11 protein-coding genes are annotated in these 12,137 nt (G+C 35.5%); all 11 read right to left on the bottom strand.

Annotation, left to right across the window (positions count from 1 at the left end):
- Positions 1-102: 102 nt before the first annotated feature.
- The 11 genes from ACQ9BO_RS14015 to ACQ9BO_RS13965 all read right to left on the bottom strand — a co-directional run bounded on the left by ACQ9BO_RS14015 (position 103) and on the right by ACQ9BO_RS13965 (position 11,791).
- Complete coding sequence (locus ACQ9BO_RS14015; protein ID WP_431241221.1) at positions 103-1,278, bottom strand: aldose epimerase family protein; 1,176 nt, start codon at positions 1,276-1,278, stop codon at positions 103-105.
- Between the two features lie 21 nt (positions 1,279-1,299).
- Positions 1,300-2,322, bottom strand: a complete 1,023-nt coding sequence (locus ACQ9BO_RS14010) for a glycoside hydrolase family 43 protein (RefSeq protein ID WP_431241220.1) — start codon at positions 2,320-2,322, stop codon at positions 1,300-1,302.
- 94 nt (positions 2,323-2,416) lie between these two features.
- The gene (locus ACQ9BO_RS14005; RefSeq protein ID WP_431241219.1) at positions 2,417-4,249 is read right to left on the bottom strand and encodes a glycoside hydrolase family 2 protein; all 1,833 of its coding nucleotides are present in this window, start codon (positions 4,247-4,249) and stop codon (positions 2,417-2,419) included.
- 289 nt (positions 4,250-4,538) lie between these two features.
- A complete protein-coding gene (locus ACQ9BO_RS14000) occupies positions 4,539-5,462 on the bottom strand; it encodes a glycosyl hydrolase family 43 (protein ID WP_431241218.1) in 924 nt (307 codons plus the stop codon).
- Positions 5,463-5,876: 414 nt separating this feature from the next.
- Positions 5,877-7,049, bottom strand: coding sequence for a cellulase family glycosylhydrolase (locus tag ACQ9BO_RS13995; RefSeq protein WP_431241217.1), 1,173 nt, complete (start codon positions 7,047-7,049; stop codon positions 5,877-5,879).
- Between the two features lie 272 nt (positions 7,050-7,321).
- Positions 7,322-7,855: a RagB/SusD family nutrient uptake outer membrane protein gene (locus ACQ9BO_RS13990; RefSeq protein WP_431241216.1), complete on the bottom strand. Its 534-nt coding sequence runs from the start codon at positions 7,853-7,855 to the stop codon at positions 7,322-7,324.
- An 8-nt stretch (positions 7,856-7,863) separates the two neighbouring features.
- Positions 7,864-8,187 carry a hypothetical protein gene (locus ACQ9BO_RS13985; RefSeq protein WP_431241215.1) on the bottom strand — a complete coding sequence of 108 codons (324 nt, stop codon included), beginning with the start codon at positions 8,185-8,187 and terminating at the stop codon, positions 7,864-7,866.
- Positions 8,165-8,845 (bottom strand): RagB/SusD family nutrient uptake outer membrane protein, encoded by a 681-nt coding sequence (locus tag ACQ9BO_RS13980; protein WP_431241214.1) that lies wholly within the window; start codon positions 8,843-8,845, stop codon positions 8,165-8,167. Before ACQ9BO_RS13980 ends, ACQ9BO_RS13985 begins: the two co-directional genes overlap by 23 nt.
- An 18-nt stretch (positions 8,846-8,863) precedes the next feature.
- The gene (locus ACQ9BO_RS13975; protein WP_431241213.1) at positions 8,864-9,721 is read right to left on the bottom strand and encodes a hypothetical protein; all 858 of its coding nucleotides are present in this window, start codon (positions 9,719-9,721) and stop codon (positions 8,864-8,866) included.
- A complete protein-coding gene (locus ACQ9BO_RS13970) occupies positions 9,705-11,120 on the bottom strand; it encodes a hypothetical protein (RefSeq protein WP_431241212.1) in 1,416 nt (471 codons plus the stop codon). The genes ACQ9BO_RS13975 and ACQ9BO_RS13970 overlap by 17 nt, the downstream gene beginning before the upstream one ends.
- Complete coding sequence (locus ACQ9BO_RS13965) at positions 11,102-11,791, bottom strand: TonB-dependent receptor plug domain-containing protein (RefSeq protein ID WP_431241211.1); 690 nt, start codon at positions 11,789-11,791, stop codon at positions 11,102-11,104. Before ACQ9BO_RS13965 ends, ACQ9BO_RS13970 begins: the two co-directional genes overlap by 19 nt.
- Positions 11,792-12,137: the final 346 nt, after the last annotated feature.

Below are 12,137 nucleotides of genomic sequence, written 5' to 3'. Positions count from 1 at the left end.
AATTACTTTGCGCCCTTCGACTTCGCTCAGGGTGACAAAAGTGATAAAAAACTTAGCGCACTTTGCGTAGTCCTTTGCGACCTTTGCGGTTAAACGACTTAGTTATTTCACAGAAAACTGATAATAAGAAACTGTATGATATTTTTGTCCCACTTTCAAAACAATCGGCGCAAATTTTGGCTGATTTGGTGCATCTGGAAAATGTTGTGTTTCTAAAGCAAAAGCCGTTCTGAAATCATCTTTTGAACCACTTTTAAAAGTGTTTTTTGACTGCATGAAATTCCCACTGTAAAATTGCAATCCCGGTTCTTCTGTGAAAATATCCAATGTGATTCCAGATTTATCTCCTGAAATTGTTGCGGCGTGATTCAGGCCGTTTTTCTTCGTTCCGTTCAAGACATAATTATGATCGTAACCTTTTCCGAATTTTAATTGCTCATCTTTCGTTTCAATTCGTTCGCCAATAGTATGCTTTGAAGTAAAGTCAAATACCGTATTTTTTACCGATTTTAATTCGCCACTTGGAATCAGTCCTTCATCAACCGGAGTAAATTCGTTTGCATAAATCTGTAATTCGTGATTTAAGATGGTGCCACTTCCCTCTCCATTTAAATTAAAAAAGGCATGATTTGTTAAGTTTACTAGCGTCGTTTTGTCTGTAGTCGCTTCATATTCCATTTTAACCGAATTATCATCTGTAATCGTATACGTTACTTTTACATTTAAATTCCCAGGAAAACCTTGTTCCCCATCTGGCGAAACGTAAGTAAAAACCAAAGTGTTTTCATTTGTTTTTTTAGCATTCCAAACTACATCTTGAAAACCTTTTATACCGCCATGTAAAGCATTTTTTCCATTATTTAAAGGAACTTGGTATTGTTTTCCTTCCAAAGTAAATTTCCCTTTTCCGATTCGGTTTCCAACTCTTCCTATTGTTGCACCAAAATACGGCTCTGTAGATGTTTTAAAACCTTTTGCACTGTTCATTCCAACCACGACATCGGTTGATTTTCCGTTTTTATCGTTTACCCAAAGCCCAATTAATCTTCCGCCGTAATTCGTAAAAGTCGCTTTGATTCCTTTATTTTCGATCCAATACAAATTGACTTTTTTACCGTCAATTATGGTGTCAAAATTTTTAGTTTCTAAAACTGTTTTTACTGAATCTGTTTTGATTTCAGTACTTTCCTTCGAAACCGAATCTTCCTTTTTATTGTCTTTGCAATTAAATTGAAAAAGCGCCAGCAAAACAACTGCGACAATTTGAATGTTTTTCATTTTTATAATTTTAAGATGATTTTATTTTGATGGAATTGCCAATTTAGTTTCTTCGCTAACTGGCTCTCCCAAAACTGGAAATCCGTTGGCATCCCAATTGATTTTCTGCATTCTTGGCGATCTTTTGTTTCCGCATCCTTCTCCTGGATTTGAATTAGCGTGGTACAAAATCCAGTCTTCTTTTCCATCAGGAGATTTAAAAAACGAATTATGTCCCGGTGCATAAACTTTATTTTTATCTGATTGTTTGAAGATCGGCTCTGGAGATTTTTTCCAAGCCGAAGCATCTAACAAATTATCACTTCCATTAAAAGTCAATAATCCTAAAGAGTAGAAATCAGTCCAACATCCACTTGCAGAAAACACGATGAAAATTTTTCCGTTTCTTTCTAAAAATTGTGGGCCTTCGTTTACATTTACTTGTGGTGGATTTACATCATCATGTAATGCTCCGTGTGTTTCCCAATCGTTTGTTGGTGCCGAAATCATAACGCGTTCGCCATCAATTTCAAGTGGATTTTTCATTTTAGCGATGTAGATATTTTGCTGTCCGTTGGTGTCGCCAGCCCATCCAGCCCAAATCATATATAGCTGTTTTTTATGTTCAAAAACATTTCCGTCAATCGCCCATTTATCTGTTTTTGCCGCTATTTTTCCTTTGAATTCAAAATTGCCTTTAAACGGATCTGATGATTTATTCTCTAAAACATACATTCTGTGATTGTTATTATCGCCATTATCTGCGGCAAAATAACAGTACCATTTTCCGTTAATAATGTGAAACTCTGGTGCCCAGATTTCTGCTGAATAGTTGGTGTTTTTTGGTGGTGTCAATATTACTTTGCTTTCAGCATTTTTGATGTCCGACAAGTCTTTTGTTTTCCATAAAACCAATTTATTTCCAAGTGTATTGGTGTAGTAATAATAGCCTTTGTAATATGTGCTATATGGATCTGCTCCTGATGGCAGTATTGGGTTTGTGAATGTTTTTTGCTGGGCAAAACTTATTGTTGAGAGCAGAAAAAGAATTAGGTATTTTTTCATTTTTAGTTTTTTTTATTTGAATTTTTCCCGCAGATTTGGCAGATTGTGCAGATTATTTTATCCGCTAAATCTGCTAAATCTGCGAGAGGAAAAATCATTTTTGATTCAAAGCATTAATAACTTCAGTATTGATTTTATTTACAGCTTTGAAATCCATTTTGTCTACTTTTCTATCGTATGTCATAAAACCATTTACTTCGCCTTCAACATCTGTGGTTTGCGTATAAACTGCGGCTGAAAATCCTGTTTTTACATAATTCTTTAGAATTTTAGCGTATTTAATATATTCAGCTGTAACTTCAGCTTCATTTTTAAATTTGATGTAACCCCAATTATCATTGGCTCTCCATAAATGGCCTTCTAAAGGCAATCCAATTCCGCCGTATTCGCCTAAGACAGTAACTCTTCTGGCATCATACAAATACATTTCTGGTCCTGGATAATTGTGCAAATCCAAAATATCTCCGGTTTGAAAGTGATTTCCTCCGCTTGACGAATTAATTAATCTACTTGGGTCGTGATTTTTTGTCCATTCTGTAATTTCAACCGTTTTAAATTGTCCCCAAGCTTCGTTAAACGGAACCCAAACCACAATACTTGGGTATGAATACAAATGATCCATTATTTCCTTCCACTCTTTTCTGTAGATTTCTTCTGATTTTGCTGAACGCTGTAATTCAGTTCCGTCGAAGTATTTTTTATTTTGCCAAATCGGCTGGTCATCTCCACTTGGCATGTCTTGCCAAACTAAAATCCCCAATTGATCGCAATGTGTGTACCAACGTTCTGGTTCTACTTTTACGTGTTTGCGAATCATATTAAAACCTAATTCTTTCGTTTTAATGATATCATATTTCAAAGCTTCGTCAGTTGGCGCGGTGTATAATCCGTCTGGCCACCAACCTTGATCTAATGGTCCATATTGAAAATAATCTTTATTGTTTAACTGCATTCTCAAAATACCGTTTTCATCTCTTTTAGAAGAAATTTTTCGCATAGCAAAATAGCTTTTCACCTCATCAACCACTTTATTTTTGCTGATTAAACGAATTTTTGTCTGATACAAAAACGGACTTTCCGGCGACCATAATTTCGGAGCATTCAAAACAATATCATTGCTTTCGCCCACAACCGCTTTTTCTTTAGCAATTTCTTTTCCACCATCAAAAACAGAAATTTCAACTAAATCTCCTTTTTCGGCTCCATTTATATCAGCTTTAATGCTGATTGTATTTTGTTCGATATTTGGCGTTGTTTTTAATTCTGAAATGTTTTTAGCATTTACCGGTTCTATCCAAACCGTCTGCCAAATTCCCGTTACAGGTGTGTACCAAATTCCTTCTGGATTTTTAACCTGTTTTCCTCTTGGCTGAGGCCCGTCGTTTGAAGGATCCCAAACTTTCACAACCAGTTTTTGATTTTTTCCTTTTTGAATAAAAGGTGTAATATCAAACGAAAATGGTGTATAACCTCCTGTATGCGAACCAACTTTTACGTCATTTATAAAAACTTCTGTTTTCCAATCGACTGCACCAAAATGCAAAAGAATATTTTTACCGTTCCAATTTGATTCAATCGAAAAATTGGTTTCGTACCAAAGTTCATTTTTGGCTCCAACATCTTTCATAACACCAGACAAACTTGATTCTGCCGCAAAGGGAACCAGAATTTGCCCATCATATTTTGAAGGCGCCGTTTTGCCAAATTCCTGAATAGCATAATTCCATAAACCATTCAGATTTTTCCATTGGTAGCGCTCCATAATCGGACGGGGATATTCAGGTAAAGTTTTGTTCGGATCAACCTGCTCTGCCCATTTTGTTTTGATTTTATCGCCTTGCGGTTTCCATTGTGCATTTGCTGTAAACACTGATAATAAGGCTAAAAAAAGATGCTTTTTCTTTTCATTCGGTATATATTTAAGCACTTTATAAAAATGCTGTGATGTTTCTAAATCAAAATGAATTACCAGACTTATATCCACATAAGCCTGGTAAATTCCCAAACTAACTTAACTAACCAATTCTTCTTAATTATGAGTTTTGAATTATGAGTTATGAGTTTAACGCCACTCAACTCATAATTCATAACTCATAATTCATAACTTATAACTTTTTTGTAAGGCCAAATTTCTTCACCAAACTGTCGTATTCTTTTTTGAAATTGTAATCATACAGCCGTGGCGTACTTTTTCTGGAAGACTGTATTTGTCCCAATCAGAAAAAAGTGTAGCCTGAGGCTTGAAACCAAGGTCCGTTTAGATTATCTGCGATGGATAATCCGTATGAAACTCCTGGATATTGTTCGTAATACATGTACCATATTTTGTCATCAGGAGAAGGAATCAACATTGGAGCTTCTCTGAAATTCGGACTGATAGATTGCTGGGGCAAAGAATAAGGTCCTAAAAGGGATTTTGATTTGGCAATTCGGATGGTTTTTCCGGTTGTCCAATACAAAGTTGGATAGGTTTCGTCTTTAATCACAGCGTAGTAGGAATCGCCCACTTTACGAATAAAAACATCAATTGTTCCCATATCCCAATCGAATAAACGTTTTGGCGTTCCTTCGAAAGTTTTTAAATCTTTAGACAAAACATACAATGTACGCTGACTTGCCCAATAACGTTCTCCATCTTCTTTTGTTCCTTCCAAATGCGGCGTGTGCCAAGTCATGATAAATTTTTGGGAGTCTTTATCATAATATAATTTTGGAGCGCCAATTCGCTGTAATGCATTTGAATAATCTGGCGTGCTTTTTAAATCTGGCGTATAATCTGAATGTTTTTTCCAAGTAATCAAATCATCCGAAACCCATATATTTATAGCTTTTGCATCATCTCCGGTATTTCCCGCGATGTAATATTTTCCGTCTGGACCTTTGCAAATGTCTGGATGACCTTTATATTCTTCAAAAACACGTTTTCCGTCATTCAGATTTTCCCAATGCAAACCATCTAAACTCACAGAATAATACAATCTGCCGTAATCGCTGTGCGTCATGTGCGCAAAAAGATAGGCTTCGTTTTTAGGTTTTTCATTTCCCTTAACTTGTCCCGGCGGATCTGGTTGCTGTGCTTTCGCAGAAAATCCAATCAGAATTATCGCTAGAAAAAAGAGTCTTATTGCGTGTGTTTTCATTGCTGTTCGTTTTAGTTTTTTGCCCACGGATTAAACTGATGAAACAGGTTTCCGCTGATTGTTTTTTTACCACAGATTTAAAGGATTAAAATGATTTTTTTTAACACATAGAAACATAGTTTTACTTTGCCTGTAAAGGCGTTTCACTTACATCAATAAACATAGCTTACACAATCTTGTCATTCCGAGGAACGAGGAATCTCCGCTAGAAACTTTACAAAGATTGGAAATTCGCTACGGAGTTACTTGTGGAGATTCCTCGTTCCTCGGAATGACAAACTACGCAAGAACTATGTGTAGAAACTAGTTTCTTTTACATTCTTTTTAATAATTTCAAAATCTATGTTTCTACGTGTTTGATTTTTTTACCACGGACTTAATCCCTTTAATCTGTGGAATCTGTGGCTAAAAAAGCTACTTCTTATTCGCTTCAGAAGTCATCTTTTTGATCAAATCTGTTTCAGCTTTAATGTATGGCGTTCCGTCTGTGTGTAAAACTTCGTGAAACCAAACTTTTGGTTCAGCAGTATATGTTTTTGTCCAGCTGTCCCAAGCGTATTTTGTTTGTGTTTTTCCGTCAACAAATCCCCAGTTGATCATACCAACATTGTATTTTCTGGCAATTGGCAAAAATCCTTCGAAAGTACTTCCGTTTGGTCTTGCCATATATTCTGTACAGATTAATGGTTTTCCGTAACGTTTTAATTGTTTGATTACTTTTTCGAAATCCTGAGGCGTGTTGTAATTGTGGAAAGAAACAATATCAGACTGTTCTAACTGCAATTTGTGCATTGGTCGCATTTTAGCTTCGTCGCTCCAATCGCCAACCCAAACTCCAGAAGTCAATGGTTGTGACGGATTGCTTTCTCTTGCCCAAACAAAAACATCTTTTAAAAGAGGCAAAATCAAATCCACTTTGTTTTTGATTTCTACTTTTTCGTAAGACGGGCCTGTCATATTATCTGGTTCGTTCCAAACATCCCAACCTAAAATACGATTATCATCTTTAAAATGACCTACAGTTTCTTTTACATATTTCTCTAAACGAGGATATTGTGTTTTATCCTGAAGTGCTTTTTGACCTGGAGCCTGAACCCAACCTGAATTGTGCGTATGTGGTTTTGGAGCGCGTTGTTTTCCTAAAGCAGGAAACGGATCCCAACAAGAATCAAACAACACAAAAAGTGTTTTGATATGATGTTTATCTGCAATTTCAAGAAACTGATCCATGCGTTTGTAAAGTCCTTCGGCGTCTTGTTGGTGCAATAAATCATGAAGATAAACACGCATTACATTCATGCCTAGACCTTCTGCCCAACCCAATTCCTGATCAATTCTTTTTGGGTCAAAAGTATCTTCCTGCCACATCTCTAACTGATTTATAGCTGTGCTAGGAGAATAATTTGAGCCCACTAACCAAGGCTGTTCTGCGTACCATTTATTGGCCTGATCTTTTGTCCAGATTTCTCTTTTTTCTGCTGAAGTGGTTTCGATTTTGTTTTCTTCAGCATTACTCTTTTTATTGTTGCGACTAAGCAATACTAGCCCTGCCAACATAAATGTCAGACACAATTTTACTTTCTTCATTTTCAATATTGTTATTATGAACAATTGTTCTTTATGATAAGGGAATCAGATTTATAAATCTGATCCAAAAAAAATCAGCTTTAACACATCGTGTGTGTTTTTCTATTTATCAGCTTTAATTTAAATCCCTCTAAATCTGCTTTAATCTGTATAAATCTGCGTGAAAAAATGAATGTAAAAAGTATTTCACGCAGATTTTGAAAGATTTCAGCAGATCAAATTAGATTTCACTTGTTGAACGAAATTATTTTATTTTCATCCAATTCGTGATTTTAATATCCTGAGTTTTGATCTAAATTTGGATTATTATCTACATCTGTTTGTGGAATTGGCATTCTGTGATTTTTCCCCACTTTGAAGTTTTTAAAATCGGAATCACGAAGTGCGATTTTATCAACAGAAGCTTGAGTGTTCAAATCTCCCCAACGTTTTAGATCTTCCCAGCGAACACTTTCTCCTGCTAATTCTAAAACTCTTTCCATTTTTAATCTTTCCAAGAACAAATCATGATTATTTCCAATTTCAGGATGTGCAACCGCTAGCGTGTTCATGTTAGCACGCGCTCTTACCATATCAACATATTGGTACGCTTGCGCAGTACTTCCTAATTCGTTCAAAACTTCTGCATAGCGCAACAAAATATCACCATAACGAACTAACCTGTAGTTCACCTGAGAATAGTAATCTTCATTATCTCTGTAATAATCACGGCTTCCTTTTCTGAACCAAGCTTCGTTATTGTTCCATTCCCAGTTTCTGTTGTATGTTTTGTCTCCAAAATCAGCTAATAATTGAGGATAATACAAAGTCCATCTTAAACGGATATCAAGATTTCCATCTTTATTTTTTCTTCTTTGAAAGCATTTACTAACCAAAAGCGTGCTTGTCCGTCAGACCATCCAATTCCTCTTGGTGCAAAAAACTGACAACGGTTGCTAGAAACTGCGGCGTTTTGATCTTCTCCAGTTCCGCCTTTTCTTTGGTCTCCAAATTGAATTTCAAAAACAGATTCGCTATTGTTTTCATGTAAATCTGTAAAATTGTCTCTGTAGTTTGCTTGTAAACTGTATTTTGCACCAGCTCCAGAAATCAAATACTCTAAAGAAGTTTTTGCTTCAGCCCATTTGTGTTGCCGCATATACACTTTTGCAAGAAAAGCTTTTCGTCGCGCCTTTATCAGGTCTTCCAATATCTGCACCTGACCAGTCTCTTGGCAAATCTGCGTAAGCTTCATTCAAGTCTTTTTCAACTTGAGCCCAAATTTCTGTTACCTTAACTTGCTTTGGCAAATCTGCTGGCGTAGATGGATCTAGAACCAACGGAATATCTTCCCAAATCACTGCCGCATAATAGTAATGCAAGGCTCGTAAAAATTTAGCCTGCGCTATAATTCTCTTTTTCGCGTCTTCATTTTGGAAAGTAATATTTGGAACATTTGCCAAAACTTGGTTACATCTGAAAATCGCTTTGTAAGTATCTCTCCATGTTACAGCATTTCCTTCCCAGAAATTATAATTGATATAATTGAATCTTGTCCAATCTGCCAATTCTGTCCACGGACTTACGCTATATCCTTCATCAGAAGTCAAATCTAAACGGAAATAAATCCATCTTGCCCACAAACCATCTTTGTAAAACATGGCATAAATTGAATTTACTCCAGCTTGTGCGTCACTTTCAGTTTTCCAATATTGATCTACTGTAATATCATTTGGGCTATTTAGGTCAAGTTCTTTTTCGCATGAAGCAAAAATGAGACCTAGAAAAGCTACGGTTATTATGATTGATTTTTTCATTATGCTATTTTTTTAAAATTAAAAGCTAAACTCTACACCAAAAGAATATGTCTTAAGATTTGGGAAAGCCCCATTATCAACACCTCTTTCAAAAATATTACCGTTGGTAAATTCAGGATCTAAACCTTGATATTTTGTAATTGTGATGATGTTTTGTGCCGAAAGCGTTAATCTTGCTCTTGTAATACCAGAGTTTTTTAAGACACTGCTTGGCAAATTATAGCCAAATCCGATGTATTTCAATCTGATGAAATCGCCACTTTCTAAGAAACGGTCGCTGTCTCCTCTTGAGTTTAAAGTCGAACCTTTTGTAATTCTAGGGAAATCAGTGTTTGGGTTTTCTGGTGTCCAAGGCTGAATTCCTGTTCTGTAGTTACTATTGTCGTCAAAACGATCCACAACGCTTCTGAATCCGTCATAAACAGTCGCTCCGTGTGAAGCAATCCAGTTCATAGAAAAATCAAAACCTTTGTAGTCTGCTCCTGCATTGAATCCCATTTCAAATTCTGGCCACGGACTTCCTACCACAGCTTTGTCTTCATTTGTAATTTGTCCGTCTCCATTGTTGTCTTTAAAACGAATATCTCCAGGAACAGCATTTGGCATAATTACTTTTCCGCCTGCCGTTTTATAATTGTCGATTTCTTGCTGATTTTGGAACAAACCATCTGTTTGTAAAACATACCACATTCCTACTGGCATACCCGCTCTTGTAACTGTATTTCCAGAAAAGTTTTCGTTTTGTCCGTTACCCAATGAAACTAATTTGTTGTTTACTTTTGTGAAATTCACAGAAGCGTTAAAAGAGAATTCATTGATTTTTTTGCTATAAGCCAATTCCAATTCAAAACCTTTATTTTCAACCGTTGCGAGCATTAGAAATTGGATTTCCACCATCATTTCCTGTTGTCAATAAAATTGGGAAACCAAATAATACATCTTCTGTACGAGCAATAAAATAATCGGCTGTAAGACGCAAATCATTGTTTAAAACGCCAAGATCTAAACCAAAATTCGTTTGTTTTAATTTTTCCCAACGCAATTCTGAATTCGATAATTTTACTTGAGTTGCAGATGGATATAACTTTTGCTCGTTACCCATTACAATCTGCCCAAAATTGTTTACGAAGCTTTTGTATTCATAATTTCCAATATTTCCAGAACCTAACTCTCCGTAACTTGCTCTTAATTTTAAATCTTTAATGAATTCTGATTTGAAGAAAGATTCGTTACTAACTCTCCATCCTGCAGAAAGTGAAGGGAAATTACCCCATTTGTTTGCGTCGCTGAATTTTGAAGATCCGTCACGTCTTAAAACGGCATTAAATAAATAGCGATTATCATAATTGTATTCTAATCTTCCTAAGTAAGATGCCAAAGTCGCTTCGTTAATGAAACCTCCAACAACAGGCGAATCTCCTTGATTTAGAACTTCATAATATTGACCTGTTCCAGAATTCATTGGAAGATTTCTCTTTGTTCCATAAATTTGGTTATAGTTATCTTTTTGGTACGTCTGACCTACTAAGAATGTAATATCATGTTTACCAAATGCTTTTTTGAAAGTCAAGGTATTTTCAAACAACAAGGTTTCTGATCTTCCTTTGTTTTGATCGGTATACGATTGATCAATTGGCTGATTTAAAGACCAGTTTCCAACTTTTCTCATGAATTTATAAGAGTCGAAACTAGTTTCATATCCAAAATTGAAACGGTATTTCAACCAAGGAGCAAATTTTAATTCCGACCAAATATTTCCTCTAATTCTGAAATTTTCATTAATCGTATTTGCAAAATCAGCAATTGCTAAAGGGTTTGTTCCAAAAGTATCTGCAACACCTTGTTTTCCGTAACCGTAGCCACCTGGATTTGCAGGATCATACAACGGAATTGTAGGCGTCATTCTGTACACATCAATAATTGGATTTCCAGACATTTCATCTGTTTTTGAATTACTGATCGCTAAGTTTTCTCCGATGCTAAAAATTCCTTTTGTACCGCTTGAATTTACTCTAAATGAAATTCTGTCGAAATCAGTTCCGATAACAGTTCCTTCGTTTCCAAAATAATTTCCAGACATAAAGAATGTTGAGTTTTCATTTCCTCCAGAAAAACTTGCATTGTAATCTTGCATCATTCCAGTTTTGAAAACAGCATCCTGCCAATCTGTATTCACAGACATGTTCAAATTTTGTCTTGTAAATCCAGCATTATCATACGCCATGTTGTTGTATTTTGCGAACTCTTCAGTTCCCATCAAATCGTAACGTGGCATAACCTGAAAGCTCGTTTTTGCAGAAACCTCAACCTGAAGCGGTCCTTTTTTCCTTTTTTCGTAGTAATGATGATTACACCATTTGTCGCGCGTGAACCATAAATCGCCGCCGCCGATGCATCTTTCAAAACTTGAATGCTTTCAATATCATTTGGGTTAAAATCTCTATTTGCAGAAGTTACTAAACCATCAATTACGTATAATGGATTTGTATTTTGAAGATTCTTTAAACCACGAATCTCAACGCTGGCTTCTTGTCCAGGACGACCTCCACCGCGCACTTTTACTCCAGTAACTAAACCTTGAAGTCCGTCTGCAACTGTTGTGATTTGTCTTTTTTGAATTTCTTCTGGTTTTACTAATGCAACTGCTCCAGTAAGATCTTTTTTCTGTTGTGAGCCGTAACCTACAACAACTATCTCATCGAGTTTCATTGCATCTTCTTCTAAAGTAACATTTATAGAAGTTCTGTTGTTAATAGCAATTTCTGTTGTTTTGTAGCCTTGCGAGCTAAAAATTAAGGTCTGGTTACCGCTAGCGTTAATTTTGTAGCTTCCATCAAAATCAGTAACCGCTCCATTTGTCGTGCCTTTGATTACAACGTTTGCAAACGGAATTGATTCACCAGACGCAAGCAACAACTTTTCCAGAAATCGAGATTTGTTGGGCATAGGTTTGTTGTAATAATAAACTAAAGAAAAACAAGAGGTAATATCTCTGCTTTAAAATTTGAGTGAACTTTGTTTTCATTGATTTTTCATTTTAGATAGTTTTCATTTCTTGGTTGGTTTTACAATAAATAATTAAATTTCTAATCATCTCTGATTGGAGCAAAACAGTATTTAATTTTACTCACTGATAATAATTTGTTCATTTGGTTTCAAAATTGTGATTGGTTTTATTTTTCAAATATTTTTTTATTGATACTATATTTTTTCAGCCTAAAAATTATCAATATGGTTTATTTGAAAATTCAAAGTAGATGATTTTAATTCAAAATAAAATGCTTCATTTGTG

The organism is Flavobacterium sp. P21 (assembly GCF_050632225.1).
Classification (GTDB): domain Bacteria; phylum Bacteroidota; class Bacteroidia; order Flavobacteriales; family Flavobacteriaceae; genus Flavobacterium.
Note: the sequence above shows the minus strand (reverse complement) of the source record. Positions and strands in the feature narration are given on the sequence as shown.

Excerpts from the sequence above, each read along its gene's own strand:
- ACQ9BO_RS13975 (WP_431241213.1), bottom strand. The coding sequence starts at position 9,721 with ATGCTCGCAACGGTTGAAAATAAAGGTTTTGAATTGGAATTGGCTTAT.
- ACQ9BO_RS13970 (WP_431241212.1), bottom strand. The coding sequence starts at position 11,120 with ATGCCACGTTACGATTTGATGGGAACTGAAGAGTTCGCAAAATACAAC.
- ACQ9BO_RS14000 (WP_431241218.1), bottom strand. The coding sequence starts at position 5,462 with ATGAAAACACACGCAATAAGACTCTTTTTTCTAGCGATAATTCTGATT.
- ACQ9BO_RS13995 (WP_431241217.1), bottom strand. The coding sequence starts at position 7,049 with ATGAAGAAAGTAAAATTGTGTCTGACATTTATGTTGGCAGGGCTAGTA.
- ACQ9BO_RS13980 (WP_431241214.1), bottom strand. The coding sequence starts at position 8,845 with ATGAAAAAATCAATCATAATAACCGTAGCTTTTCTAGGTCTCATTTTT.
- ACQ9BO_RS14015 (WP_431241221.1), bottom strand. The coding sequence starts at position 1,278 with ATGAAAAACATTCAAATTGTCGCAGTTGTTTTGCTGGCGCTTTTTCAA.
- ACQ9BO_RS13985 (WP_431241215.1), bottom strand. The coding sequence starts at position 8,187 with ATGCGGCAACACAAATGGGCTGAAGCAAAAACTTCTTTAGAGTATTTG.
- ACQ9BO_RS14010 (WP_431241220.1), bottom strand. The coding sequence starts at position 2,322 with ATGAAAAAATACCTAATTCTTTTTCTGCTCTCAACAATAAGTTTTGCC.
- ACQ9BO_RS13965 (WP_431241211.1), bottom strand. The coding sequence starts at position 11,791 with ATGCCCAACAAATCTCGATTTCTGGAAAAGTTGTTGCTTGCGTCTGGT.